The organism is Bradyrhizobium nanningense (genome assembly GCF_004114535.1).
Taxonomy (GTDB): Bacteria; Pseudomonadota; Alphaproteobacteria; order Rhizobiales; family Xanthobacteraceae; genus Bradyrhizobium; species Bradyrhizobium nanningense.
The window spans coordinates 78,821-104,443 of the sequence record NZ_LBJC01000023.1; the positions used below are offsets into that span (position 1 = coordinate 78,821).

At 65.1% G+C, this 25,623-nt stretch carries 29 protein-coding genes and 1 riboswitch; of the genes, 20 read left to right on the forward strand and 9 right to left on the reverse strand.

Annotated elements, in window-relative coordinates; all coding sequences use genetic code 11:
* Nucleotides 1-19: 19 nt before the first annotated feature.
* The 4 genes from XH84_RS16490 to XH84_RS16505 all read left to right on the forward strand — a co-directional run bounded on the left by XH84_RS16490 (nucleotide 20) and on the right by XH84_RS16505 (nucleotide 3,882).
* Entirely contained in the window at nucleotides 20-1,135 is a 1,116-nt protein-coding gene (locus XH84_RS16490) for a class I SAM-dependent methyltransferase (RefSeq protein WP_128921540.1), read from the forward strand.
* Nucleotides 1,135-1,902, forward strand: coding sequence for a peptidoglycan editing factor PgeF (gene pgeF / locus XH84_RS16495; protein ID WP_128921541.1), 768 nt, complete (start codon nucleotides 1,135-1,137; stop codon nucleotides 1,900-1,902). The genes XH84_RS16490 and pgeF overlap by 1 nt, the downstream gene beginning before the upstream one ends.
* Nucleotides 1,903-2,118: 216 nt before the next feature.
* The gene (locus XH84_RS16500) at nucleotides 2,119-2,736 is read left to right on the forward strand and encodes a hypothetical protein (RefSeq protein WP_128921542.1); all 618 of its coding nucleotides are present in this window, start codon (nucleotides 2,119-2,121) and stop codon (nucleotides 2,734-2,736) included.
* Nucleotides 2,737-2,928: 192 nt separating this feature from the next.
* Nucleotides 2,929-3,882, forward strand: a complete 954-nt coding sequence (locus tag XH84_RS16505; RefSeq protein WP_164936511.1) for a ribose-phosphate pyrophosphokinase — start codon at nucleotides 2,929-2,931, stop codon at nucleotides 3,880-3,882.
* A gap of 162 nt (nucleotides 3,883-4,044) precedes the next feature.
* On the opposite strand, the gene XH84_RS16510 is transcribed toward XH84_RS16505, so the two are convergent.
* The gene (locus XH84_RS16510; protein ID WP_128921544.1) at nucleotides 4,045-4,617 is read right to left on the reverse strand and encodes a 6,7-dimethyl-8-ribityllumazine synthase; all 573 of its coding nucleotides are present in this window, start codon (nucleotides 4,615-4,617) and stop codon (nucleotides 4,045-4,047) included.
* A 77-nt stretch (nucleotides 4,618-4,694) separates the two neighbouring features.
* A riboswitch (FMN riboswitch) is annotated at nucleotides 4,695-4,853 on the reverse strand.
* Nucleotides 4,854-5,260: 407 nt separating this feature from the next.
* On the opposite strand from XH84_RS16510, the gene XH84_RS16515 reads away from it, so the two are divergent.
* The gene (locus XH84_RS16515) at nucleotides 5,261-5,761 is read left to right on the forward strand and encodes a type III secretion system chaperone family protein (protein WP_128921545.1); all 501 of its coding nucleotides are present in this window, start codon (nucleotides 5,261-5,263) and stop codon (nucleotides 5,759-5,761) included.
* Nucleotides 5,762-5,963: 202 nt separating this feature from the next.
* The gene (gene proC, locus XH84_RS16520; RefSeq protein WP_128921546.1) at nucleotides 5,964-6,788 is read left to right on the forward strand and encodes a pyrroline-5-carboxylate reductase; all 825 of its coding nucleotides are present in this window, start codon (nucleotides 5,964-5,966) and stop codon (nucleotides 6,786-6,788) included.
* 123 nt (nucleotides 6,789-6,911) lie between these two features.
* On the opposite strand, the gene XH84_RS16525 is transcribed toward proC, so the two are convergent.
* The 4 genes from XH84_RS16525 to XH84_RS16540 all read right to left on the reverse strand — a co-directional run bounded on the left by XH84_RS16525 (nucleotide 6,912) and on the right by XH84_RS16540 (nucleotide 10,668).
* Complete coding sequence (locus XH84_RS16525) at nucleotides 6,912-7,304, reverse strand: thioesterase family protein (RefSeq protein WP_128921547.1); 393 nt, start codon at nucleotides 7,302-7,304, stop codon at nucleotides 6,912-6,914.
* A gap of 198 nt (nucleotides 7,305-7,502) precedes the next feature.
* Nucleotides 7,503-7,766, reverse strand: coding sequence for a tautomerase family protein (locus XH84_RS16530; RefSeq protein WP_128921548.1), 264 nt, complete (start codon nucleotides 7,764-7,766; stop codon nucleotides 7,503-7,505).
* 55 nt (nucleotides 7,767-7,821) lie between these two features.
* Complete coding sequence (gene hisS / locus XH84_RS16535; protein WP_128921549.1) at nucleotides 7,822-9,378, reverse strand: histidine--tRNA ligase; 1,557 nt, start codon at nucleotides 9,376-9,378, stop codon at nucleotides 7,822-7,824.
* Nucleotides 9,379-9,585: 207 nt separating this feature from the next.
* The gene (locus XH84_RS16540; protein ID WP_128921550.1) at nucleotides 9,586-10,668 is read right to left on the reverse strand and encodes a branched-chain amino acid aminotransferase; all 1,083 of its coding nucleotides are present in this window, start codon (nucleotides 10,666-10,668) and stop codon (nucleotides 9,586-9,588) included.
* A 337-nt stretch (nucleotides 10,669-11,005) separates the two neighbouring features.
* Here XH84_RS16540 and XH84_RS16545 point away from each other — a divergent pair, with 337 nt between their 5' ends.
* From XH84_RS16545 to XH84_RS16555, 3 genes are read left to right on the forward strand one after another with little or no spacing between them, the layout of a single operon-like run.
* The gene (locus tag XH84_RS16545; protein ID WP_128921551.1) at nucleotides 11,006-11,548 is read left to right on the forward strand and encodes a MarR family winged helix-turn-helix transcriptional regulator; all 543 of its coding nucleotides are present in this window, start codon (nucleotides 11,006-11,008) and stop codon (nucleotides 11,546-11,548) included.
* A complete protein-coding gene (locus tag XH84_RS16550) occupies nucleotides 11,545-12,276 on the forward strand; it encodes a response regulator (RefSeq protein ID WP_128921552.1) in 732 nt (243 codons plus the stop codon). The genes XH84_RS16545 and XH84_RS16550 overlap by 4 nt, the downstream gene beginning before the upstream one ends.
* A gap of 18 nt (nucleotides 12,277-12,294) precedes the next feature.
* The gene (locus XH84_RS16555; RefSeq protein ID WP_128921553.1) at nucleotides 12,295-13,683 is read left to right on the forward strand and encodes an ATP-binding protein; all 1,389 of its coding nucleotides are present in this window, start codon (nucleotides 12,295-12,297) and stop codon (nucleotides 13,681-13,683) included.
* A 15-nt stretch (nucleotides 13,684-13,698) separates the two neighbouring features.
* Here XH84_RS16555 and XH84_RS16560 read toward each other — a convergent pair whose 3' ends face one another.
* Genes XH84_RS16560 through XH84_RS16570 form a run of 3 tightly spaced genes read right to left on the reverse strand, consistent with a single transcriptional unit; the run spans nucleotide 13,699 to nucleotide 15,303 of the window.
* Nucleotides 13,699-14,427, reverse strand: a complete 729-nt coding sequence (locus tag XH84_RS16560; RefSeq protein ID WP_128921554.1) for a haloacid dehalogenase type II — start codon at nucleotides 14,425-14,427, stop codon at nucleotides 13,699-13,701.
* A 14-nt stretch (nucleotides 14,428-14,441) separates the two neighbouring features.
* Entirely contained in the window at nucleotides 14,442-14,972 is a 531-nt protein-coding gene (locus XH84_RS16565; protein ID WP_128921555.1) for a DUF3617 domain-containing protein, read from the reverse strand.
* A 43-nt stretch (nucleotides 14,973-15,015) separates the two neighbouring features.
* Nucleotides 15,016-15,303, reverse strand: coding sequence for a hypothetical protein (locus XH84_RS16570; protein WP_128921556.1), 288 nt, complete (start codon nucleotides 15,301-15,303; stop codon nucleotides 15,016-15,018).
* A 185-nt stretch (nucleotides 15,304-15,488) separates the two neighbouring features.
* Between XH84_RS16570 and XH84_RS16575 the strand changes: the two genes are divergently transcribed.
* From XH84_RS16575 to XH84_RS16590, 4 genes are all read left to right on the forward strand, one after another.
* Nucleotides 15,489-15,950: a hypothetical protein gene (locus tag XH84_RS16575; RefSeq protein WP_128921557.1), complete on the forward strand. Its 462-nt coding sequence runs from the start codon at nucleotides 15,489-15,491 to the stop codon at nucleotides 15,948-15,950.
* Between the two features lie 119 nt (nucleotides 15,951-16,069).
* The gene (locus XH84_RS16580; protein ID WP_128921558.1) at nucleotides 16,070-16,774 is read left to right on the forward strand and encodes a ribonuclease T2 family protein; all 705 of its coding nucleotides are present in this window, start codon (nucleotides 16,070-16,072) and stop codon (nucleotides 16,772-16,774) included.
* A 216-nt stretch (nucleotides 16,775-16,990) separates the two neighbouring features.
* Complete coding sequence (locus XH84_RS16585; RefSeq protein ID WP_128921559.1) at nucleotides 16,991-17,851, forward strand: 23S rRNA (adenine(2030)-N(6))-methyltransferase RlmJ; 861 nt, start codon at nucleotides 16,991-16,993, stop codon at nucleotides 17,849-17,851.
* Nucleotides 17,852-18,117: 266 nt separating this feature from the next.
* Nucleotides 18,118-18,333, forward strand: coding sequence for a cold-shock protein (locus tag XH84_RS16590; RefSeq protein WP_008544396.1), 216 nt, complete (start codon nucleotides 18,118-18,120; stop codon nucleotides 18,331-18,333).
* Between the two features lie 127 nt (nucleotides 18,334-18,460).
* Here XH84_RS16590 and XH84_RS16595 read toward each other — a convergent pair whose 3' ends face one another.
* Nucleotides 18,461-19,084: an outer membrane protein gene (locus tag XH84_RS16595; RefSeq protein WP_164936512.1), complete on the reverse strand. Its 624-nt coding sequence runs from the start codon at nucleotides 19,082-19,084 to the stop codon at nucleotides 18,461-18,463.
* A 255-nt stretch (nucleotides 19,085-19,339) separates the two neighbouring features.
* On the opposite strand from XH84_RS16595, the gene uvrC reads away from it, so the two are divergent.
* The 7 genes from uvrC (at nucleotide 19,340) to XH84_RS16630 (ending at nucleotide 25,600) form a co-directional block, all read left to right on the forward strand.
* Nucleotides 19,340-21,382: an excinuclease ABC subunit UvrC gene (gene uvrC / locus XH84_RS16600; protein ID WP_128921561.1), complete on the forward strand. Its 2,043-nt coding sequence runs from the start codon at nucleotides 19,340-19,342 to the stop codon at nucleotides 21,380-21,382.
* A 96-nt stretch (nucleotides 21,383-21,478) separates the two neighbouring features.
* Complete coding sequence (gene pgsA / locus XH84_RS16605; RefSeq protein ID WP_128921562.1) at nucleotides 21,479-22,096, forward strand: CDP-diacylglycerol--glycerol-3-phosphate 3-phosphatidyltransferase; 618 nt, start codon at nucleotides 21,479-21,481, stop codon at nucleotides 22,094-22,096.
* Nucleotides 22,093-22,344 carry a molybdopterin converting factor subunit 1 gene (gene moaD, locus XH84_RS16610; RefSeq protein ID WP_128921563.1) on the forward strand — a complete coding sequence of 84 codons (252 nt, stop codon included), beginning with the start codon at nucleotides 22,093-22,095 and terminating at the stop codon, nucleotides 22,342-22,344. Before pgsA ends, moaD begins: the two co-directional genes overlap by 4 nt.
* 3 nt (nucleotides 22,345-22,347) lie before the next feature.
* Nucleotides 22,348-22,830, forward strand: a complete 483-nt coding sequence (locus tag XH84_RS16615) for a molybdenum cofactor biosynthesis protein MoaE (protein ID WP_128921564.1) — start codon at nucleotides 22,348-22,350, stop codon at nucleotides 22,828-22,830.
* Nucleotides 22,830-23,789 carry a 50S ribosomal protein L3 N(5)-glutamine methyltransferase gene (gene prmB, locus XH84_RS16620; protein ID WP_128921565.1) on the forward strand — a complete coding sequence of 320 codons (960 nt, stop codon included), beginning with the start codon at nucleotides 22,830-22,832 and terminating at the stop codon, nucleotides 23,787-23,789. Before XH84_RS16615 ends, prmB begins: the two co-directional genes overlap by 1 nt.
* 92 nt (nucleotides 23,790-23,881) lie before the next feature.
* Entirely contained in the window at nucleotides 23,882-24,469 is a 588-nt protein-coding gene (locus XH84_RS16625; protein ID WP_128921566.1) for a phage holin family protein, read from the forward strand.
* Nucleotides 24,470-25,600, forward strand: a complete 1,131-nt coding sequence (locus XH84_RS16630; RefSeq protein WP_128921567.1) for a YihY/virulence factor BrkB family protein — start codon at nucleotides 24,470-24,472, stop codon at nucleotides 25,598-25,600.
* Nucleotides 25,601-25,623 lie beyond the last annotated feature (23 nt).

Genomic DNA, 25,623 nt, shown 5'->3' on the forward strand with positions numbered 1-25,623 from the left:
CATTTCGAGAAAGTACGCCGTGACCGACCAGCCGCTGCTCAATGAGATCAAGGCGCTGATCAAATCCTCAGGCCCCATGCCGGTCTGGCGCTACATGGAACTGTGCCTGATGCATCCGCGCCATGGCTATTACGCCTCGCGCGATCCGCTCGGGCGCGAGGGCGACTTCACCACCGCGCCCGAAGTCAGCCAGATGTTCGGCGAGCTGCTGGGACTGTGGACCGCCTCGGTGTGGAAGCAGATGGGCTCGCCGCAATTTTTGCGACTGATCGAGCTCGGACCGGGCCGCGGCACCATGATGGCGGATGCGCTGCGTGCGGTGCGCGTGCTGCCCCCGCTCTACCAGGCGCTCCATATCCACATGGTCGAGGTCAATCCCGTCCTGCGCGAGCGGCAGAATGCGGCGCTGTCCGCCGTGCGCAACATTTCCTGGCACGACAGCATCGACGACGTGCCGGAAGGCCCATCCATCATCCTCGCCAACGAATATTTCGACGTGCTGCCGATCCACCAGATGGTCCGCCACGAGAACGGCTGGCACGAGCGCGTGATCGAGATCGACAGCAACGGAAAGCTTCAATTCGGCGCTGCGCCGGAGCCCACGCCGCGCTTCGAGGTGCTGCTACCGCCCTTGGTGCGCGCCGCCCCCATCGGGGCCGTGTTCGAATGGCGGCCCGACGGCGAGATCATGAAGCTCGCCACACGCGTGCGCGACCAGGACGGGGCGGTCCTAATCATCGACTATGGTCATCTGCGCAGCGATGCCGGCGACACGTTCCAGGCGATTGCCCGCCACACCTTCGCCGATCCCTTGAAGGCGCCGGGCCAGGCCGACGTCACCGCCCATGTCGACTTCCAGGCGCTGGCGCGCGCGGCCGAGGATGTCGGCGCGCGCGTGCACGGGCCGGTGACGCAAGGCGACTTCCTCAAGCGGATCGGCATCGATACAAGGGCCGCCGCCTTGATGCAGAAGGCCACGCCGGAAGTGGCCACCGACATTTCGATCGCGCTCAAGCGCCTGACGGACACCGGACGCAGCGGCATGGGCTCGATGTTCAAAGTGCTCGGCATCTCCGAGCCGCGGCTGACAGGCATTGCCGGCCTCAGCGATCTCGAACAGGCCGGAGGCAATTGATGACGCTCACCTCGTCGCTGCTGGCAGCGGTGCCCGGCCTGCGCCATGCTTTCTTCACGCGTGAAGGCGGCGTCTCCAGCGGCATCTATTCCGCGCTGAACGGCGGGCTCGGCTCCAACGACGATCAGGCCCTGGTTGCGGAGAACCGCCGCCGCATGGCCGAGCATGTCGGCGTCGCCGCGGACCGTTTCATCAGCCTGCACCAGATCCACTCGCCCGACGTGCTCGTTGCTGTGACACCGTGGCCGAGCGGACCGCGGCCGAAGGGTGATGCGCTGGTGACCAAGACGCCCGGCATTGCGCTCGGCGTCTCCACCGCCGATTGCGGACCGGTGCTGTTCGTCGACCCCGATGCGCGCGTGATCGGCGGCGCGCATGCCGGCTGGAAAGGCGCGCTCACCGGCGTGCTGGAGGCGACGATCACCGCGATGGAACGGCTCGGCGCAACGCGCGGCGGCATCATCGCAGCGATCGGTCCCTTGATCCGCCAGGACAGCTACGAGGTCGGCAACGAGTTCGTGGCGCGCTTCATCGAGGCGGATGCTGACAACGCAATGTTCTTCATCCCGTCAGTGCGCGAAGGACACGCGATGTTCGATCTCGCCGGCTTCATCCGTCAGCGGCTGGAGGCCGCCGGCATCCTGATGATCGACGATCTCGGTCTCGACACCTACGCCGACGAACGCTTCTTCAGCTATCGCCGCTCGGTGCATCGCAAGGAGCCGGATTACGGCCGCCACGTCCACGCGATCGCGCTGGAGGGGTGAACGCGCGGGTCGCGCCACATTCTCAGTCGTCATGCCCGGGCTTGTCCCGGGCATCCACGCCTAGCCGCACATGAGGAGGCACGTGGATGGCCGGGACAAGCCCGGCCATGACGAGTGGAGTTATCTCAATTCCCGCTCAAATCTCGTTTGCGGGAAAATCTGTGTCGCAGCCGCCCTAGACCTTAACCGATTTTAACGATATCGCTGCCCTCCATAATGAGGGACGCGTCATTCATCTTGCGCCGTGCGGGTTCGCGCGTGCTGGCGATCATGCTGCTGGCAGCCGCGACCGCGCTTGGCGGCTGCGCCGGCGGCGGTGGCAGCGCCGCCAACTCCTATGCGATGGCGCCGGGCGCCGGCTCCGGGGCAACGGTCGCCTTCGAATCGATCGACGGCCCGCCGCCTCAGGTGTTCGACCGCATGGTCGGCGTCCTCGACAGCGAATCCAAGCTGCGCAGCCTGTCCGTGGTCTCCCGCGAGGGGACGGCCGCCTACCGCGTGCGCAGCTACCTGTCGGCCCAGATCGTCCGCGGCAAGACCGTGATCGCCTGGGTCTGGGACGTCTACGACGCCAACCAGCAGCGCGCGCTGCGCCTGTCAGGGGAGGAACCGGCCTCAGCCAAGGGCGGTCGCGACGCGTGGGCGGCTGCCGACGATCTGGTGCTGCGGAAGATCGCCCAGGCCGGATTCAGCGGACTTTCCAACATGATCAACGGAACACCGGATGGCCCTGGCGCAGCGCCAGGCTTGCGGGGACCAGCGGTGGCGAGCGTGATTCCGGAGGCCCCGGCGGCCGAGTTGCCGGCTTCGGCGCTCGGCTATGCCGAGCGATAACCCCCGCTAAACCACGGCCTCAAGTTGCGGCCAAACCGTTGGCCCGACTCAGGATTTTCGAAGGGAAAACGTAGCCTTCCGGGTTGCCATTGCAGCCTCCCGCCTGATATTTCCTCGCCCGTCGTAACCGTGCTTCCAGTGGGATCAGAGATGTTGAACGTCGTATCCAGCAAAGCGCGGGAGGAAGCATCCATGTCGGCCAAAAACGGCTCCATCAAGCTCGTCGCCGGCAACTCCAATCCGGCGCTCGCGCAGGCGATCGCGCAAGGCCTCGACCTGCCGCTGACCAAAGCGGTGGTGCGGCGCTTCGCCGACATGGAGATCTTCGTCGAGATCCAGGAGAACGTCCGCGGCTCGGATGCCTTCGTCATCCAGTCGACCTCGTTTCCCGCGAACGACCATCTGATGGAGCTCCTGATCATCACCGACGCGCTGCGCCGCTCCTCGGCGCGACGGATCACCGCGGTGCTGCCCTATTTCGGCTACGCAAGGCAGGACCGCAAATCGGGCTCGCGTACGCCGATCTCGGCCAAGCTCGTCGCCAATCTGATCACGCAGGCTGGTGTCGACCGCGTCATGACGCTCGATTTGCATGCCGGCCAGATCCAGGGCTTCTTCGACATCCCGACCGACAATCTCTACGCGGCGCCGTTGATGGTGCGCGACATCAAGGAAAAGTTCGACCTCTCCAAGGTGATGGTGATCTCGCCCGACGTCGGCGGCGTGGCCCGCGCGCGCGGCCTTGCCAAGCGCATCAACACCCCGCTCGCGATCGTCGACAAGCGCCGCGAGCGCCCGGGCGAATCCGAGGTCATGAACGTGATCGGCGATGTCGCCGGCTACACCTGTATCCTCGTCGACGACATCGTCGACTCCGGTGGCACGCTGGTGAACGCCGCCGACGCGCTGATCGCCAAGGGCGCCAAGGACGTCTACGCCTATATCACCCACGGCGTGCTCTCCGGCGGCGCGGCCGCGCGCATCTCCGGCTCCAAGCTGAAGGAGCTGGTGATCACTGATTCGATCCTACCGACGGACGCCGTGACCAAGGCGCCGAACATCCGCACGCTGCCGATCGCCAGCCTGATCTCCGACGCGATCGCGCGCACCGCGGCGGAAGAGTCGGTGTCGAGCCTGTTCGACTGATTTCTTCTTGGCCCCTCCCCGCTTGCGGGGAGAGGCCGGAATTCGAGCGAAGCTTGAATTCCGGGTGAGGGGGACTCTCCGCGAGTCCAACTCTAACCGTCGCCGCGGAGACTCCCCCTCACCCCAACCCTCTCCCCGCACGCGGGGAGAGGGAGAGACATCCTACCCCACGATCCCCGCTGCGACCTGGCCGCGCAGACGCTCCAGGCCGAGCAACGTCTCCGCACAGGCGGCCGCCACCTCGACGCCCTTGATGGCAAAATGCTTGCGGAAGAAGTCGTAGTGCACCTCGGTCTCGTGGAATTGCTGCGGCGTCAGCACGGCCGAGAACACCGGCACCTCGGTGCGGAGCTGCACGTCCATCAGCGCCTTGATGACGGTGTCGGCGACGAACTCGTGCCGGTAGATGCCGCCGTCGACGATGAGGCCGGCGGCGACGATCGCGGTGTAGCGCCGTGTCTTGGCAAGGACCTGCGCGTGCAGCGGGATCTCGAACGAGCCTGGCACCTCGAACACGTCGACATGGGTGAGATGCCGCGCCGCGGCCTCCTTCATGAAGGCGATGCGGGCCTCCTCGACGACGTCGTGATGCCAGCAGGCCTGTACGAAAGCCACCCGCTGCGGCTTTGCGAAGCGCGGATGGTCGGGCGCGGGTCCTTGCGGAACCGGCGGTTGGGGAACTTCAATTTCGGCTTGGGCAGCTTGGACTTGGGGATCTTGCAACATCTGATTCATGGCTTTCCTCGGTTTAAGGACCAGAATCAGGGCACACGGAACGACAAACAGCCGCACCTTGCGATGCGTCTGCCACCGACCGTTCTCTTTCATCCGGACTTTAACCGTCGGCTTCGGAGTTGCACCGAATCTGCTGACCCTTCCCTTCGGGATACCCCCCACGGAAGGCGCTCGCGGGCTTAGGCCTTTCGGCCCTTACCGCCGGTGGGGACTTTCACCCCGCCCTGAGAACATCGGCCGTCCGGAATGAACGGCCTGACCGGAAATATGACGCCGCCCGGCGGCCGCAGCAAGCGTGTTCCTCATGGGGAAAGCGCATGGTCCCATGCCATCGCGGCGGGAGCAGCCCTCACGGGACGGAATTAACGATTGGCGGCCCCGGCTAGTCCGACTCCGGTTTGTTCTCTCCGTTAAGAATTGTGGCGGAGATGAGCTGTGGACGAACGAGTCCTGGCTTGTGGACGGACTCGGGACCCCGTTGCGCAGATTCCGCAAATCACATCACTTGATCCGCGACAGGCCCGCGCTGATCCGAGGGATCGCAAGAGCGACCCTGAGGGATCGCAGCAGCGACGTTGAGGGAGCGTGCCGGGCCGACCGCGTGCGTATCAAGGACAACAAGAAGGCAAGAGGTCGAGACGGCATGTCCCTGCTCGAAGGCACTATCGATTCCAAAAGCCATCCGCTCGCGGTGGTCGAGGATATCGCTGCCAGCAACAACTGGCCGTTCGAACGCTCCGGCGAAGACGAACTCACGATTGTCTCGAAGGGACAATGGACCGACTACCAGCTCTCCTTCACCTGGATGGGCGAGATCGAGGCGCTGCATCTGGCCTGCGCCTTCGACATGAAGATTCCGCTCGCGCGTCGTGGCGAGGTGCAGCGGCTCGTCGCTGCCGTCAACGAGCAGCTGTGGGTCGGTCATTTCGATTTGTGGACCAACACCGGCATGGTGATGCACCGCCAGGCCCTGGTGCTGCCGGGCGGCCTCACCGCCTCGACCGCGCAATGCGAGGCCATGCTCGCCGGCGCCATCCACGCCTGCGAGCGCTATTTCCCGGCGTTCCAGTTCGTGGTGTGGGCAGGCAAGACCACCACCGAGGCGATGGACGCCGCGATGTTCGATACGGTGGGCGAGGCGTAAGTCTCGCTGCAAGAGCGGAGGGGGCCACCCTCTCTCCCCGACGTCGTCCCGGACAAGCGAAGCGCAGATCCGGGACCCATACCGCGTGATGTCTCTTGTGGCACGCGGCTTGTTGCCAACACCTTCATCCACTAGAACCGCCTGTGGTAACGCGACGAGCAAGTGCTCGCGCGGGGACGACAGCGAGTGTGTGGCAACAGCGATGGCGAACAACCCCCTCCAAAACATCACCGGCACCATCCTGCTCGCCGGCGCCGGCAAGATGGGCGGCGCGATGCTGACCGGATGGCTTTCGGGCGGGCTCGACCCGCGCCGCGTGGCCGTGATGGATCCGCACATCGCGCCCGAGATCTCCGCCCTGGCCGCCAAGGGCGTCGCGCTGAATCCTGATGTGAAGACCGCCGGCCCCGTCGAGACGCTGGTCGTCGCGGTGAAGCCGCAGATGTTCCGCGACGCCGGCGCAAGGCTGAAAGCGTTCGTCTCGGACAAGACCTCGGTGGTCTCGATCATGGCGGGAACAACGATCGCATCGCTCCAGGAAGTCTGCGGCGGCGCCGTGGTGCGCGCGATGCCGAACACGCCGGCCGCGATCGGCCGCGGCATCACCGTCGCGGTCGCGGCGAACAACGTCAGCCCTGCGCAGCGCGCGGTGGCCGATGCGCTGCTGCGCGCCACCGGCGCGGTCGAATGGGTCGAGGACGAAGACCTGATGGACGCGGTGACCGCCGTCTCCGGCTCGGGGCCAGCCTATGTGTTCCTGCTCGCTGAGGAGCTGGCGCGCGCCGGCATCGAGGCCGGGCTGCCCGAGCCGCTGGCGACGAAGCTCGCGCGCGAGACCGTCGCCGGTTCCGGCGAGCTGCTGCACCGGTCGGAGCTACCTTCCAGCACGCTGCGCCAGAACGTCACCTCGCCCGGTGGCACCACCGCCGCAGCGCTCGGGGTGCTGATGGGCGAGCCGGGCCTGCGCGAGCTGATGATCCGCGCGATCGCAGCGGCGACGCAGCGGTCGAAGGAGCTCGCGAAGTAAAGACAGGGGCCGTATCTTCGTAGGGTGGGTTAGCCGTCGGCTGCGCGAAGCGCAGTCCGAAGGCGTAACCCACCATGCTTCAGCGATCGCGAACGTTGGTGGATTACGCTTCGCTAATCCACCCTACTTAGACAACCGCTTGTTGAACAACTCGACATTGACGAGCCCGCGCGCGTGGCGGCCCTCGCCGAGCTTGCGCGTGCCCTCGAAGGCCTCGACCTCGAAGCGGATGACGCGGCGCTCCACCGCAATGACCTTCGCCGTGGTCCGCACCGTTGCGCCGACGAGGGCGGCCGCGAGATGGCGGATATCGACCTCGGTGCCGACAGTGACCCAGCCCGGCTGGAGCGCGGCGCGGATCGCGTCGCCCGAGGTCATCTCCATTTCCAAAATCATCATCGGCGTCGCATAGACAAAAGGCATGCCGGGCACGAAATGCCCGACCGTGCGCTCGGCCGGCACCACCAGCGTGCGCTCGGCGCTCATGCCGATTGTGATGAACTCGCGTGCGTCCATGGTGCCTCACAAACAGTGTCGTCCCGGACAAGCGCGCCTTAAGCGCGCACCGATCCGGGGACCCATAACCACAGGACGTCGTGGCTGCGGGGATTCGGAGTTGCCGCTTCGCCAGATAACCACTCCCTGTGGTTATGGGTCCCGGATCTGCGCTTTCGCTTGTCCGGGACGACAGCGGCGTTTGCCGCGACGGCGCTGCTACTTCTTCGCCGCCGCCGCACGTTCCACGAAGGTCTTGCCGCCCTTCATCTTGTGACGGAGCGGGGCTTCGTTGATCTGGATGACGACGGCATCGGCATCGACGCCGAGATTCTTCACCAGCGCCTGCGTGATGTCGCGCATCATGCCGGCCTTCTGCTCGTCGGTGCGGCCCTCGGCCATGCTGATGGTGATCTCAGGCATCGTCGTCTCCCTGCTTTCGTCATGGCCGGGCTTGTCCCGGCCATCCACGTTCTTTGCCATCAAACAGGACGTGGATGCCCGGGACAAGCCCGAGCGTGACGACGTCAGCGAATGGCTAGCCCCAGCTCACGTCATGGCGGGCCAGCACCTCGCGCACTTTCGCGACGAGATCGGCTTCGCTGCACGAGAACTGCGCCGGCCGGCTCTCGCGCCATTCCTGGTTGGAGGCGATCGCCGCGGCCGCCTTGGCGCCTTCGATCAGGTCCTTGATCTGCAGCTCGCCGCGCGCCTTCTCGTCGGAGCCCTGGATGATCACGCACGGCGAGTTGCGGCGATCGGCATATTTGAGCTGATTGCCCATGTTCTTGGGGTTGCCGAGATAGAGCTCGGCGCGGATGCCGGCGCTGCGCAAGGACGCAACCATCTTCTGGTAGTCGGCGACGCGGTCGCGGTCGAACACGGTGACGACGACGGGGCCGAAGTCGGGCTTGGTGTCGAGCTTGCCGAGCAGCGTCAGCGCGGCCTGAAGCCGCGAGACGCCGATGGAGAATCCGGTCGCCGGCACCGGCTCGCCACGGAAGCGCGAGACGAGACCGTCGTAACGCCCGCCGCCGCCGACCGAGCCGAAGCGCACCGGGCGGCCCTTCTCGTCCTTGGTCTCGAGCAGCAGTTCGACCTCGTAGACGGGGCCGGTGTAATATTCGAGGCCGCGCACGACGGAGGGATCGATACTGATGCGATCTCGGCCATAACGCGCGGCCTCGACCAGTTCTGAAATCATTTTGAGTTCTTCGACACCAGCTCGCGAGGTCTCATTTGCTCCGAAGTGGGTCATTAAGCCGTCGAGCACTCCCTTGTTACTCTCGACATACGCGCCCTGCCCAACATGCTCTGGTTCGGTCATCGTTCCGCTCTGTAGGAGTGTAAACACCAGCACCTTCTGTATTTGATCTTTATCTAGACCCGCGCCTTTGGTGAAATCGCCACTCTCATCTTTTCGGCCTGGGCCGAGCAGAAGCTCGACGCCCTCTGCACCAAGTCGATCGTATTTATCGATGGCTCTCAGCACCGTCAGACGACGACCCGCGTTTTCGGCCCCGCCGAGCCCAATATCTTCAAGCACGCCATCGAGCACTTTGCGGTTGTTGACCTTCACGACATAGGAGCCGCGCGCGATGCCGAGCGCCTCCATCGTATCCGCCGCCATCATGCAGATCTCGGCGTCCGCCGCCGGCGTCGCCGAGCCGACCGTGTCGGCGTCGAACTGCATGAACTGGCGGAAGCGGCCGGGACCGGGCTTCTCGTTGCGGAACACGTAGCCGACACGGTAGCTGCGGTAGGGCAAGACCAGCGCGTCGGTGCCGTAGCGCTCGCCGACGTAGCGGGCGAGCGGCGCCGTCAAATCGTAGCGCAGGCTGATCCACTGCTCGTCGTCGTCCTGGAACGAGAACACGCCCTCGTTCGGGCGGTCCTGGTCCGGCAGGAACTTGCCGAGCGCGTCGGTATATTCCATCGCCGGCGTCTCCACCGGCTCGAAGCCGTAGAGCTCGTAGACGGCGCGGATCTTCTCCACCATCTCGCGCGTCGCCCGGATCGCGGCAGGGTCGCGATCCTCGAGCCCGCGCGGCAGGCGCGCCTTCAGTTTCTGCGGTTTTTTGGATTTCTCGGCCATCCGCGGCGTTTACCAGCCGACGCGGGGGGCGGCAACTGCCTGCTCGCCCTACGGCTGCTCCATCCGTTCATGACGTGCTGATCGGCGTTCCCCGGATGCTGCACAACGCGCCGCCTCTTGGCGGCGTGGTGCGCTGCTGATCCGGGGTCCAACCGCTGGCGCCCTGGGTCCCGGCTCGCGCTTTGCGCGTCCGGGACACGAGAGTCCCTAGAACACCTTGCGGATCCAGTTGTGGGGATCGTTGGTGCGGCCGTACTGGATGTCGACGAGCTGCTTGCGCAGGCCCATGGCGACGGGGCCGGCGGCGCCGCCCGAGATCTCGAAATCGCCGCTCACCGAGCGCACCTTGCCGATCGGCGAGATCACGGCCGCGGTGCCGCAGGCGAACGCTTCCTTCAGCTTGCCGCTGGCCGCATCCTTGCGCCACTGGTCGAGCGAATACGGCTCCTCGCGCACGGTCTTGCCGGCATCGCGGGCGAGCGCGATGATGGAATCGCGGGTGATGCCGGGCAGGATCGTGCCGAGCGGCGGCGTCGAGAGCGAGCCGTCGTCGAACACAAAGAAAATGTTCATGCCGCCGAGCTCCTCGATGTAGCGGCGCTCGATCGCGTCCAGGAAGACGACCTGATCGCAGCCGTGCTGGATCGCTTCGGCCTGCGCGCGCAGGCTCGCGGCGTAATTGCCGCCGCACTTGACGGCGCCAGTGCCGCCGACGGCCGCGCGCGTATAGTTCTCCGACACCCAGATCGACACCGGCGCGGGACCGCCCTTGAAATAGGAGCCGACCGGCGAGGCGATGACCGCGAAGATGTATTCGGACGACGGCTTGACGCCGAGGAAGGTCTCGCTCGCGATCATGAAGGGCCGCAGGTACAGGCTGCCATCGCCGCCCGGCATCCAGGCGCGATCGATGCGCACGAGCTGCTCGACCGCCTCGATGAAGACATCCTCGGGCAGTTGCGCCATTGCCATGCGGTCGGCCGAGTCCTTGAAGCGCCGCGCATTGGCGTCGGGGCGGAACAGGTTCACGCCGCCGTCGTCGCGCTTGTAGGCCTTCAGACCTTCGAAGATCTCTTGCGCGTAGTGCAGGACGGCCCCGGCGGGATCCATCTGGAAGTTGGCCCGCGCCTCGATCTTCGCCTCGTACCAGCCACCCTTGGCTTGATTGTAACGGACGATCGCCATGTGATCGGTGAAGACCCGCCCGAAGCCGGGATCCACCAGCTTGGCCACACGGTCCTTTTCGGATGTCGGATTGGTTGCGGGCTGGATGTCGAATGTCATGCTCATGTCCTTGGCTCCCGCTGCCGGTATCGGCGCTGTTCTGGCGCCCGCCTGCCCCGTTCGGGGCCAGCTGGCTGGATTGGTTTCCGGCTGGACCACCGCCAGCCTTGTTACGGCCGGTTTCCCGTGGCCAGCATGTCGGGCAGGACATGCTTTTGCGGGAGACCGAAGTCCAGTATGTTTTGCCGAAATGCCGCTCGACAATCGCACGGTAGATCTGATCCGGCCGTCGTCGCCTGTCCGGCTGTTTTCGCCGTCCTGCTTCGATGACACCCGCCGCGAAACGATCTAAAATTTCGTCCGGGTTGATCGTTTTGTAACATTGAACCCAAGATACGTCAATATGCCTGACATAAATTTCGCGACTTCCTCTCAAGATGCCGCCGAGCCTCGGCCGGCCGCAGGCGATGGAGCCAATTTGCGCTGGGATATCATCGAGCTGCTGTTCTTCGCCTACCGCGATTTCGTCGGCGATCCCGACCAGGAGCTGGAGGCTTTCGGCTTCGGCCGGGCTCATCACCGGGTCATGCACTTCGTCTACCGTTATCCCGGCCTCAAGGTTGCCGATCTGCTCGACGTCCTGCGCATCACCAAACAGTCGCTCGGCCGCGTGCTCAAGCAGCTACTGGACGAGGGCTATATCGTGCAGAAGACCGGCGACAATGACCGCCGCCAGCGCCTGCTCTACGCGACGCCGAAGGGCGAGGCGCTGGTGCAGAAACTTGCCGGTTTGCAGACCACGCGGATCACCAAGGCGCTCGCCGAGATGGGTCCGCAGGATGCCGAGACGGTCAAGCGCTTCCTGCGCGCGATGATCGATCGGGACGATCCGGACAAGGTGCTCGAGACCATTTTCGCTTCCGTCAATCAAACCACCAAGGAGTGACCGTGACGCTCGCTGCCACTCTCGCCCGCCCGCCGGCGCGCCCGGCCGACGACGCCCCGCATCTGCTGCTGGTCGACGACGACCGCCGCATTCGCGATCTGCTCTCGCGCTTCCTTGCCAGCGAGGGCTATCGCGTCACCACCGCCGCCAGCGCCGGCGATGCACGATCAAAATTGCTGGGTCTGCATTTCGACCTCTTGATCCTCGACGTCATGATGCCCGGCGAGACCGGCTTCGATCTCGCGCGCTTCATCCGCACATCCTCCTCGGTGCCGATCGTGATGCTTACGGCGCGCCATGAAGCCGAGGCCCGCATCGAGGGCCTGCAGATCGGCGCCGACGATTACGTGGCAAAACCGTTCGAGCCGCGCGAGCTGGCGCTGCGCATCAACAACATCCTCAAGCGCGCCGCCCCGCCGCCGCAGGCCACGACGATCGAGAAGATCGCCTTTGGTCCCTACGTCTACCATCTCGATCGCGGCGAGCTGCGCCAGGGCGAGGAGGTCATCCACCTCACCGACCGCGAGCGCGAGATGCTGCGCATTCTCTCGGAGACGCCGGGCGAGACCGTGCCGCGCAGCGCGCTGACCGGCAATGGCAGCGTCAACGAGCGCGCCGTCGACGTGCAGATCAACCGCCTCCGGCGCAAGATCGAGACCGATCCCGCCAATCCGCTGTTCCTCCAGGCGGTGCGCGGCATCGGCTACCGGCTGGTGGCCTCGCCATAATCAAGTGAAGCACGCCAGATGAGCACGATCGACACCGGCCTGACGCTTTTGAAGAGCGCCGCCGGCCGCGTTTCGGCGGCCAATGGCTGGATGGGCCACGCGTTCAAGGGCTGGATGCCGACCGGCCTCTATGCCCGCGCGCTCCTCATCATGATCGTGCCGATGGTGGTGCTGCAATCGGTGGTCGCCTTCGTGTTCATGGAGCGACACTGGAACACGGTGACGCGCCGCCTGTCGGCCGCGGTGGTGCAGGACATCGCCGCACTGATCGACGTCTACAAGGGCTATCCGCAAGATAAGGATCGCGATCAGATCCGCCGCATCGCGCAGCAGCGGCTCGGCCTCGTCGTCGATTTCCTGCCCGCCGGCGACATGCCGCCGCCGGGACCAAAGCCGTTCTTCTCGCTGCTCGACCAGACCCTGTCGGTGCAGCTCGGTCGCCAGATCGGGCGCTCGTTCTGGATCGACACGGTCGGTCGCTCCAATGTCGTCGAGATCCGCATCCAGCTCGACGATGCCGTGATGCGCGTGTTCGCGCAGCGCAGCGCCGCCTATGCCTCAAACTCGGAGATCTTCCTGTTCTGGATGGTCGGCACGTCCTCGATCCTGTTGATCGTCGCCGTGCTGTTCCTGCGCAACCAGATCAAGCCGATCCTGCGCCTTGCCGACGCCGCTGAAAGTTTTGGCAAGGGCCGCGAGGCACCGAACTTCAGGCCGCGCGGCGCCCGCGAGGTGCGGCGCGCCTCCGTCGCCTTCCTCGAGATGAAATCGCGCATCGAGCGCACGATGGAGCAGCGCACCGCGATGCTTGCCGGCGTCAGCCACGATCTGCGCACCATCCTGACCCGCTTCAAGCTCGAGCTGGCGCTGATCGGCGACAGCCCCGAGCTCGAGGGGATGCGCAAGGACGTCGACGAGATGTCGATGATGCTTGAGGATTACCTCGCCTTTGCGCGCGGCGATTCCGGCGAGCAGTCGCAGCCGACCGACATGGCGCAGGCGCTCGAGGAGCTGCGCGGCGATGCCGAGCGCCACGGCCATACCGCGACCGTCGCCTTCCACGGCCTGCCCGTGGTGACGGTGAAGCCGGCCTCGTTCAAGCGCTGCCTCGCCAACCTCGTCACCAACGCGGCGCGCTACGGCAAGAGCATCGCCATCACCGGCCAGCGCGATCACCGTTATTTGACCGTGACCGTCGACGACGACGGGCCGGGCATTCCCACGCACTTGCGCGAAGAGGTGTTCAAGCCGTTCCTGCGGTTGGACAATGCCCGCAACCAGGACGAAGGCGGCACGGGCCTAGGCCTTGCCATCGCCCGCGACATCGCCCGCTCCCACGGCGGCGACATCACCCTCGGCGACAGTCCGATGGGGGGATTGAGGGCGAGCGTGAGGATTCCGGTGTGACGGACGTAGCCGCCGTTAGACAGCTTGCAGTTGCTCGGCAAGGTCAATGAAGCTGGTCGCATAGACGTCGAACCAGCTCTCGGGCGAGATATCGGGCGCGGCCTCGGGGCCGAACTCCAATGCGCGAGGCACGAAAGCCGTCTTCATGCCGAACGCGCGCGCCGCCTTCAAATCGTATTTGTGGCAAGCAACCATCAGGATCTGATCCGGCCGGTAGCCGAGATAATCGACGGCGAGTTGATAGACCGCCGGCGCGGGTTTGTAGCTCCTGGCCAGCTCCGCCGTCAGCACGGCATCGAATGGCAGGCCGGCATTCCTGACCAGGGCGATCACGCTGGCCATGCCAGCGTTCGACAACGTCGACGTCAGATAATGTCGACGAAGCCGCGTCAGCCCCTCGACTACATCCGGCCAAGCGTCGAGCCTCGTCCACACATTGTTCAGCTCATCACGCTCGGCATCATCGAGGCGATCCGACAAGCTTCGCGTTTCCACAAGCTTGTCCAACGCTTCCCGATAAATGCGGTCGACCCGCAACCAACCGCGATGGCCGGCAATCACGGCATTCATGGAAGCGCGGTAGAGTTCGCGCCACTCTGTTGACAGGGCCGCCCAGTCGATGTCGAGCCCCTTAGTCTCATTGATCGCGGCACCGGCGCGCAGGATCGGCTGGTAGAAGTCGACACAGGTGCCTTGAACGTCGAACGTGATTGCCTTGATGTCCGCAAGCCCGTTCGCATTCATCTCCGCACCCGTTCCTACTTCGGCAGTAGCGCCTTCAGCTTGTCCATATCGCGCACATTCATCTTGAAGCCGCCGGGCATCACGATGTCACCGGGCTTCTGATCCGGCTTGCAGGCCCCCAGCCACTTCGCGTCGAGTTGCATCGTCGTATCGCGCCCCGCCGCACCGGCAGCGCCGCCCTGCGCGTGCGACGAGGTCTTCACCGTGTAGGCCGAATTGAAATCACCGGTGATCTCGGCGTGCGAGGTCGTGCTGATGCCGGCGACGCTGCACTCGGAATCGCTGACATAGCCGGTGGCGGTCTTCTTGATGTCCTGCTTGGAGCATATCTGCTTGGCCATCGGCGAGACGTTGTTGTTCATCTCCTTGTCGACGGTCTCGTCGGTACAATGCTGCATGGTCATCTCAGGCATGGGCGTGCCGGTCCTGACCATCTTCATTTCCCAAAGACCGGCCTTGCGCACCGGCAGATCGTCGGCGATGGCGCTGCCCGCCGACACCACGAGGCAAAGCGTCGAGCCGAGCAAAGCGAGTTTGCGCGTCATGCGAGAAGCTCCCGACTAAGACTAGCGGCGTTACGACAACGCCTCAGTAGAGCGTGCGGATCGGCTGGTCGGCGGCGCCATAGGGCACCCAGCGGCAGGAGAACGAGATATAGCCGCCCTCATAGGCCTGCACCCCAAGGAATTTCACGACCTTGCCATAGCGCGCGCAGTGATCGACCGCCACTTGCCGGGCATCGACCTGGGTCGCCATCGAATAGGCGATGATGCCGCCGGTGTCGTTGCCCTTGAATGGCGGCACGTAGTCGGCGCGCGCCGACTGGCTCGCCATCATACCCAGGGCAAGAAAGCCCGCGGCCGCAATGATTCGCATTCCCGTCACTCCGATTTCCTGGCCGCCAGTCTACGGTGCCGGGATGGAAGTGAAAAGAACCGAAGCCCTGCCGACCGCGACACTGTGGTCAACTCCTGGCGAAGTGTTGCCGCGCTGCACTTGACCTCCCCCGGCCTTCGCGGCACCGTCCCACCTTCGCAAGACCTTAGCTGTCCGGATTGAACATGCGCGCGCCCTCCCTGAAATCATTCCGCTATGCCGCCGTGCTCGGCCTCATGTTCGGGGCGGTGTCGCTCGGCGAGGCCAGGGCCGCCAATCCGCTGGAGATGAATTTTTGGCTGAGCGGACCGCGCTATGACGGCGCCGTCGCCGATTGCGACAGGGCGCTGCCGACGATCGCGACCGAGTTCTGGGAAAAGGAAAGTACGTTCTGGAATTCCTCGTTGAAGATCACCGGGTTCTCCGCCGTTCACGAGACCGCGTTCCGGCCCTGGCAGTCCGACAACATTCCCCGCCGCTATTGCACCGCTGACGCCATGCTCAACGACGGCAAGGTGCGCAAGGTGCATTTCTCGCTCATCGAGGATGGTGGGTTCGCCGGCTACGGCAGCGGCGTCGAATGGTGCGTGGTCGGGCTCGACCGCAACTGGGCCTACAATCCGGCCTGCCGCGCCGCCAGGCCTTGAGTTCGAAGCGCCCCGATTCGGGGCGGTCAGCGGTCAAACGGCGTCGGCTGAATTCTGTTCTTGAAATGTTCCTGTCGCCTGCTAGGCTTCCTTGCACAGTCTAGTTGAGGGGCGTTGCCATGTTTCATTCCAGATTGCATTCCTTCTCCCGCCTGGTGATCTCGCTGGCCCTTTCCCTGATCCTTGCCGCGGGCCTCGCCTCGTTCGCCGGTGACGCCAAGGCCCAGGACAAGCGGCAGAACGCGCCGGGCGAGTTCGATTTCTATGTGCTGTCGCTGTCATGGTCGCCCTCGTTCTGCGAGGAGGCGGCCGAGCGTGGCGGCCGCTCCCAGATCCAGTGCGGCGGACGGCCCTACGCCTTCGTGGTGCACGGGCTGTGGCCGCAATATGAGAACGGCTTCCCGGAATATTGCCAGCGGCCCGCGCCGCGGCTGAACCGCAGCATCGTCTCCTCGATGCTCGATCTGATGCCGGCGCCGGGGCTGATCTTCAACGAATGGGACAAGCACGGCACCTGCTCGGGCCTCGCCGACCGCAGCTATTTCGAGACGATCCGCAAAGCGCGCGCCGCGATCAAGATTCCGGCCGAATATCTCGATCTGTCGCAGGCCAAGACCGTGGCGCCCGCGGAAGTCGAGGAGGCCTTCATCAAGGCCAATCCGGGGCTGAGCAATGCCGCCGTCTCGGTCACCTGCAACCGCACTCGGCTCTCCGAGGTCCGCATCTGCCTCAGCAAGGACCTGCAATTCCGCGACTGCGATGAAACCGATCGCCGCGCCTGCCGGCGTGAGCAGGTGACGATGCCGCCGATCAGGGGCGGTTGATCCCATCGTTGCGCGCGCTGCACTCTCCTCTTGTGCCCCGGACGCAGCGCCGCGCCACTTCGGCGGTGCGCTGCAGAGCCGGGGCCCATGCTGCATAGGACTCCATGCCCCCTGTTGGGTCCCGGCTCGGCAGCGCAGCGTTATACGCTGCGACGCGTCCGGGACACGTGATTGTGCCTCTTTGCTCAAGCCATCACGTGGCGTAGTGCTCTTCTCATGAACTATCGCCACGTCTTCCACGCCGGCAGCTTCGCCGATGTCATCAAGCACATCGTGCTGGCGCGCATCATCACCTATCTGCAGGACAAGCCGGGGGCGTTCCGCGTCATCGACACCCATGCGGGAGCCGGCCTCTACGACCTCGACAGCGACGAGGCGCGCCGGAGCGGTGAATGGCTGACCGGCATCGCGCGGCTGATGCAGGCCCGCCTGTCGAACGAGAGCGCGGCGCTGACCAAGCCCTATCTCGACATCGTCCGCGCCTTCAATCCGAAGGGCGAGCTCAAGGCCTATCCGGGCTCGCCGCTGATCGCGCGCGGCCTGCTCAGGCCGCAGGACCGGCTCGTCGCCTGCGAGCTCGAGCCGAAAGCGCGGAAAGCGCTGATCGGCGTGCTGCGCCGCGACGAACAGGCCCGCGTGGTCGACCTCGACGGCTGGGTGGCGCTGCCGGCCTTCGTGCCGCCAAAGGAGCGGCGCGGCCTCGTGCTGATCGATCCGCCCTTCGAGGCCAAGGACGAGTTCGAGCGGCTGGGCGAAGCCTTCTCCACCGCCTACGCGAAATGGCCGACTGGTATCTATGTCATCTGGTATCCGGCCAAGAACCGGCGTGCCACCGACACGCTGGCCCAGACGGTGGCGCGGCTCGCAGCTGCAGCAAAACCACCTGGAAAATGTCTGCGCCTCGAGTTCAGCGTCGCGCCCCAGCTCGATGGCGGGGCGCTCGCCTCCACCGGGCTGCTGATCGTCAATCCGCCCTACACGCTGCAGGGCGAACTCAAGACCATCCTGCCCGAGCTGGAAATGCCGCTCGGCCAGGGCGGCGCTGCCAGATTCCGATTGGAGGTACCCAAGCCTTAAAGCAAGGCCGTAACACTCCGGCATTCTTGGGAAAAATATGCAGGAGCGGTAGTCAATCTGCAGAGAACCGTATTATGCTGTTTGCGTGACTGGCTTTACGTTCCGCTTCCGCGAATGGTTGCGGCGGAGTGAAGGCCTAAGAAAGATCCGGCCGGACCGTTAGGGTCCGTCCAAGGATGGCCAGCTCTCCCGGGCTTCGTAACGCCCGGTCATGTCGTGACGTGAGTCTGCGTCGCGGCGGAGGAGCAATGAGGGGGAGTTTCCCGATGGCCATGACGGGAACGGTTAAGTTTTTCAACGGCGAACGCGGCTACGGTTTCATCAAGCCCGACGACGGCGGCCGCGACGTCTTCGTGCACATTACTGCTGTGGAGCGGGCCGGCCTGAAGGACCTTGCGGAAGGACAGCGCATTACTTTCGAAGTCGAACCGGACAAGAAGGGGAAGGGACCGAAGGCGGTCAACCTGGTCATCCTTTCCTAGCGGGCCTGACGCAAAACACCCGGCGCAATTACGTCGCGCAATACTTGGCGCAAAAAATACTTGGCGCAAAAAAATCCCGGCCGCGAGCGGCCGGGAGGTTGTAGTCCGGTATTTTCTTCTTCAGCTATCAGAAACGATAGTTCACGCCTGCGCGAACAACGCTGGCGCTATAGCCGTTTGACACGCCCGTAATTGCGAACTGACTCGTCGACAGATCGATGTAGAGGTATTCGAGCTTGGCGCTCCAGTTCGGAGCGAGGCCGACTTCCGCGCCGGCGCCAATGGTCCAGCCCGCGGTGGTATGCGATTCCGCCCAGCCGAAAGTCTGCCCACGCAGCTCGCCGAAGGCAAGGCCCGCGGTGCCGTAGAAAAGCACGTTGCTGAAGGCATAGCCGGCGCGCCCGCGCAGGGTGCCGAACCAAGGATTGGAGAATTTCCACGGCGCGAAAGTATCCTCGGCGCCGGTGGCCTGGATATCGCCCTCGACGCCGAACACGAACGGGCCGTTCTGGAAATTGTAGCCGGCCTGCACGCCGCCGACGAAGCCCGACGGCTTCGAGGGATTGTTGTCGACCGAACCCCATTCATAGCCGATGTTGCCGCCCAGATAGGGACCCGCCCAGCTATAGGCATTGAGCGGCTGGTTGACGGTATAGGGGGCGCGCTGCCCGTAACTGAGATCGGCGGCCTCTGCCGAAGCTGTCCAGCCGGCTGCAACCAACGCGGCCGCGCCCACAACGAGCCTCTTCATCACACACTCCAACGCAACTGCCGTCACCAGATGCGGCCGGCGCCTGCGCCGCCGCGCGAGGCAAAACCGCATGGTTACGGAACCACCACTTTTTCGCGTAAGATTTATCGAGAGTTTTAAGTTAAAGGGCTGTTAAGCTGGGTTACCGAGCGCTTAACAGACTTAAGGAAGCGTTACCGGGAACTGCGCCGCCGTCCTGTGCGTGCCGCACGGCCGGAACTTCAAATCGGCACCCCCAGCGCCTAAATTCGCCCCATGGTTCACGATTCCACCGACAATCCGGACGACCGCGCGCGCAAACTGCCCCAGGCTGCCGCGAGCGACACGCCGCCCGACCTCGATCCCGCGACGACCGGCGGCGACGACGAGGACGAGGCGCGGCTGCCCGACATCCTCGAAGAGAGCGGCGCGGTCGGCGAAGAACCGCTTGCGACCGGTCACGAGGCGATCGAGCGCGCGGTCCGCCTCGCCCCGACCTCGCCCGGCGTCTATCGCATGCTCAATGCGAATGCCGACGTGCTCTATGTCGGCAAGGCCAAGAACGTCAAAAAGCGCCTGTCGAACTATGCGCGGCAAAGCGCGCCGCAGCCGGCGCGCATCCTGCGCATGATCGCGGCCACCGTGACGGTTGAGATCGTCTCGACCAACACCGAGACCGAAGCGCTGCTGCTGGAAGCCAACCTCATCAAGCAGCTGCGGCCACGCTTCAACGTGCAGCTGCGCGACGACAAGTCGTTTCCCTATATCCTGATCACCGGCGACCATTGGGCGCCGCAGATCCTGAAACATCGCGGCGCGCAGAGCCGGCCCGGGCGCTATTTCGGTCCGTTCGCCTCCGCCGGCGCGGTCAACCGCACCATCACGGCGCTGCAGCGCGCGTTCCTGATCCGCTCCTGCACCGATTCCTTCTTCGAGAGCCGCACCCGGCCCTGCCTGCTCTACCAGATCCGCCGCTGCGCCGGCCCCTGCACCCGCGAGATCGACTTCGGCGGCTATACGACGCTGGTGCGCGAGGCGAGCGACTTCCTGTCCGGCAAGAGCCATGCGGTGAAGCAGGAGCTTGCCGGCGAGATGGAGAGGGCCGCCAATGAGCTCGAGTTCGAGCGCGCCGCGCTCTACCGCGATCGCCTTGCCGCGCTCTCGGCGATCCAGTCGCAGCAGGGCATCAATCCGCGCACGGTCGAGGAAGCAGATGTGTTCGCCATCCACCAGGAGGGCGGGTTCTCCTGCGTCGAGGTGTTCTTCTTCCGCACCGGCCAGAACTGGGGCAACCGCGCCTATTTTCCGCGCGCGGAGAAGTCGTTCACCCCGGAAGAGGTGCTCGGCTCCTTCCTCGCGCAGTTCTACGATGACAAGCCGCCGCCGAGGAACATTCTGCTCTCGCATGAGATCGAGGAGAGCGAGCTGCTCGCCAACGCGCTGGCGATCAAGGCCGGTCACAAGGTCGAGGTCGCCGCGCCCAAGCGCGGCGAGAAGAAGGAGCTCGTGGCTCACGCGCTGACCAATGCACGCGAGGCGCTCGGCCGCAAGCTCGCGGACACCGCCACGCAAAGTCGTCTGCTCGACGCCATGGCCGCAACGCTCAGCCTGCCGCATTCGCCCAAGCGCATCGAGGTCTACGACAACAGCCATATCCAGGGCACCAATGCGGTCGGCGCCATGATCGTCGCCGGCCCCGATGGTTTCGTGAAGAACCAGTACCGCAAGTTCAACATCAAGTCGGAAGGGATCACGCCCGGCGACGACTTCGCCATGATGCGCGAGGTCCTCGAACGTCGCTTCAAGCGCCTGATCAGTCCGCCCGAGGACGCCGGCACCAAGGCCAAGGACGACGATTTCCCGCAATGGCCCGACCTCGTCATCATCGACGGCGGCCGCGGCCAGCTCAACGCCGTCCGCGAGATCTTCGCCAATCTCGGGCTGACCCAGGTGTCGCTGATGTCGGTCGCCAAGGGGCCGGACCGGGATGCCGGCCGTGAGACCCTGTTCATGCCGGAACGCGAGGCCATCAAGCTGGAGCCGCGCGACCCCGTGCTCTACTTCATCCAGCGCCTGCGCGACGAGGCCCACCGCTTCGTCATCGGCTCGCACCGCAAGCTGCGCAAGAAGGACATCCGCGAGGCCGGCTTGCAGGAGATTCCAGGCATCGGCCCGTCGCGCAAACGTGCCTTGCTGCATCATTTCGGGACCCTGAAGGAGATCGAACGCGCCTCGATCGCCGATCTCGGCAAGGTTCCAGGGGTGAGCGCCGAGAGCGCCCGCAGGATTTTCGAGTATTTCCATCCCCAGCCGGGATGAACTAAAGGGGACCTCGGTCATATGGTCGTCGCATCCCGCACCCCATCTGGGGGCGGAACGGTTGACCTTCAGGCTTGAGCGGTATTGGTAGGACGGATGAACATCGCCACGACACGAGGGACGACCAGCCGCGCGATGTCCCTCCCGAATCTCCTGACTTATGGCCGGATCGCCGCGATCCCGGTCGTGGTCGGATGCATCTATGCGCAGTCGATTCTGGATCAGCCGCTGTGGCTGCGCTGGGTCGCGGTCGCCATCTTCATCGCCGCCGCGGTCACCGATTACCTTGACGGCTATTATGCGCGAATCTGGAATCAGCAATCGGCCTTCGGCCGGATGCTCGATCCGATCGCCGACAAGCTGCTGGTCGCCTCCTGCCTTTTGATGCTGGCCGCCGACGGCATCATCCATGGCTGGTCGCTCTGGGCCGCCATCGTGATCCTGTGCCGCGAGATCCTGGTCTCGGGCCTGCGCGAATATCTCGCCGCGCTCCGCGTCAGCGTGCCCGTGACCAAGCTTGCGAAGTGGAAGACCACGGTCCAGCTCGTTGCGATCGGCTTTCTGCTCGCGGGACCTGCCGGCGACGAGATCGTGCCCGTGGTCTCGATGATAGGCCTCGCGCTGCTGTGGGCCTCGGCGATCGTGACCATCTACACCGGCTACGATTATTTCCGCGCCGGCATCCATCACCTCATCAAGGAGGACGAGGGATGAAGGTGAAGTATTTTGCCTGGGTACGCGAGCGCGTCGGCAAGGCGGAGGAGACCATCGAGCCGCCCGCAACCGTGCGCACCGTCGCGGAGCTGATCGCCTGGCTGTCCGGCCAAAGCGAGGCCTATGCCTACGCGTTCGAGAAGCCGAAGGTGATCCGCGCCGCCATCGACCACGCCCACGTCAAATCGGACGCTGCGATCGCGGGCGCCCGCGAGATCGCGTTCTTCCCGCCGATGACCGGCGGCTAGGCCATGACCTCCCCTGTCACCACCTGCCCTGTCACCATCCGCATCCAGGAAGACGATTTCGATATCGCCCGTGAGATCGCGGTCCTGACCGAGACCCGCACCGACATCGGTGCGGTCGTGAGCTTTTCCGGCATCTGCCGCGCCGACGACGACAGCGCGAAGGTCGCGGCGCTGACGCTCGAGCATTATCCCGGCATGGCCGAGGAAGAGATCAGGCGCCATGCCGACGAGGCCACATCGCGCTGGCCGCTGAACGGCGTCACAGTGATCCACCGCGTCGGCCGCTTCATGCCGGGCCAGAACATCGTACTGGTGCTGACGGCCTCGCAGCATCGTCAAGCCGCATTCCAGGCGGCCGAGTTCCTGATGGACTACCTCAAAACCAGCGCGCCGTTCTGGAAGAAGGAAGAGAGCGCCACCGGCACCGGCTGGGTCGAAGCCCACGCCCGTGACGACGCGGCCGCCGCACGCTGGACCAAATCCTGATGGCACGAGTTGCAAAAAAGACCGCGCGCGGCCGCATTGCGCCGAAGTTCGCGAAAGTGGGATCCGGCGAGCTTGTCACGCTGTTCGATTTCGTCCGCTATGCCGTGAGCCGTTTTGTCGAAGCCGAGCTCGCTTTTGCGCACGGCACGACCGACCCGGTGGCGGAAGCCGCCTTCCTGGTCGGCGAAGCGCTGCATCTCGATCCCGAGCAGTTCGAAGCCTTTGCCCCCGCCCGCGTCACCGCGGCCGAACGCAAGACCATCCTCGATCTGATCCATCGACGCATCACCACGCGTAAACCGGCCGCCTATCTCGTCAACAAGACCTACATGCGTGGCCTGCCCTTCTATGTCGACGAGCGCGTCATCGTTCCGCGCTCCTTCATCGGCGAACTCCTGGATTCGCATTTCGGCAGCGACGGCGAGGCCGGCGCGCTGATCGACGACCCCACGGAAGTCGGGCGCGTGCTCGATCTCTGCACCGGGTCGGGATGCCTCGCCATCCTCGCCGCGCATCATTTCCCGAACGCCATGGTCGACGCCGTCGACATCTCCAAGGGCGCGCTCGAGGTTGCCGCCCGCAATGTCGGCGAATATGGACTCGAGGAGCGGATCAGCCTCTATCGCGGCGACTTGTTCGCGCCGCTCGGCGACAACAGGTACGATCTGATCATCACCAATCCGCCTTACGTCGATGCCGAGGGCATGGCCGCGCTACCGCCGGAATGCCGTGCCGAGCCCAAGCTCGCCTTCGACGGCGGCGCCGACGGCCTCAATGTGGTGCGCCGGATCCTGCGCGAGGCGCCCGATCACCTGACACGAGATGGCGGGCTGATCTGCGAGATCGGCCGCGGCCGGGAATTGGTCGACGAGGCCTTTCCGGAACTGCCGCTGCTCTGGCTCGACACCGAGGATTCCGAGGGCGAGGTGTTCTGGATCGCGGCCGCCGATCTCGGCTGATTCATCATGACGGATGGAGCTCCGTCGGAACAAGTCAAATACCGCCACGTTCATCCCCCGAACGAATTTTCTCGCTCTCGGAGGATGTCCGCATGCTCGCGCCATCGGGCGAATTGCTGCGCGCCGGCATGGCGCTGAAGCTCAACCACGTCAAACGCGCCGCTCAATCCTATCTGCGTGACCAGACCAGCCAGGCAACCGGCAAGGTGACGTCTTACGCGGTGGCCGGCGGGCTGTTCGCGGTCGCAGGCCTGTTCGTTGTGGCTGCATTCTTCGTCGGACTGATCGCCCTGTACCGCTGGGTCGGCATGACCTACGGGCAGTTCTGGGGCTTCGGTGTCGTCGCCGGAGTGCTGCTGGTGCTGGCGGCAGTCTGCGCTGGCGTGGCAATGGCGCAGATGAAGCGCAAGTCCAAGCCGATCGTGCCACTGGCCAGCCGGTTGCGCGTTGCGATCGCGACCCCGCGGATTCCGCGCGGAACGGTCAAGGAGGCCGTTAAAGAGGTCGCGACCACGATTCCCCTTGTGCCGCTCGCGCCGGGCGAGCGCCGCCATGGCGCAAGAGCCTGGCCGGCGCGCACCAACCGGCCCGTGCAGCTTGGCCTGATGCTCGCGGCGATCGGACTTGCTGGGTACACGGCGGCGCGCCGCAGGCGTCACACCCACAGATTGGACGCCTAAATGCTGGTGCGGCGCTCCGAACAGATCGACTCCTGGCTGCTGATGGCGGCGACGGCCGTCTTCGTGCTGACGGCGGAGCGCTACTTTCAGGACGCTGGCCTGGTCGGGTCGGAGCCACCGCAGGACCACCGCAAAGGCGAGGCGAATTCACCGGAAACACACCCGGCGCGCGCCGCCGTGCAGCCCGGCCACGGCCGTCATGCGAAGAGCCCGTTCTCAATCCCGTGGGCGGGCTGGAAGGACATCTTCTGGCGCACCTATCAGCGCGTCGACGAGGATCGCCTGCTGGCCACGGCAGGCGGCGTTGTGTTCTTCGGGCTGCTCGCGATCTTTCCGGCGGTGACGGCGCTGGTCTCCTCCTATGGCCTGTTCGCCGATCCCAAGACGATCAGCGCCAATCTGCAGACGCTGGCGACCATGCTGCCCGAGGGCTCGTTCCAGATCGTCGAGGACCAGGTGGCGCGCGTGGTGTCGCATGGCAGCACCACCCTCGGTGTCACCTTCCTGTTCGGCCTTCTGCTGGCGATCTGGAGCGCCAATGCCGGCGTCAAGGCGATCTTCGATGCCCTCAACGTGGCCTATGAGGAGCGCGAGAAGCGCAGCTTCATCAAGCTCAACATGGTGTCGCTGGCCTTCACGGCCGGCGGCATCGCGGCGCTGCTGGTGATGGTGGGGGTTGTCGTTGCCTTCCCGCTCGCGCTCAATCATCTCGGCATGGCGCCCGAAAGCAAGCTGATCGTGGCGCTGGCACGATGGCCGCTCATGTTCCTCATCCTGCTGGTGGCGCTCGCGATCCTCTACCGCTTCGCGCCCAGCCGCGATGCGCCGCGCTGGCAATGGCTGAGCCTCGGCGCGGTGATGGCCGCCCTCCTCTGGATCGCCGGCTCGGCGCTGCTGTCCTGGTATCTCTCGGAATTCGCCAACTACAACGCGACCTACGGCTCGCTCGGCGCCGCGATCGGCCTGATGATGTGGATGTGGATGTCGGCGATCGTCATCATGTTCGGCGCCGAGCTGAATTCGGAGATCGAGCGGCAGACGCTGAAGGACACGACCACCGGACCGCCCAAGCCGCTCGGCACCCGCGAGGCCGTCTCGGCCGACACCGTCGGCGCCGCCGCGCCATCCTGACTCCGCGCCGGCCCGAAGGCGCC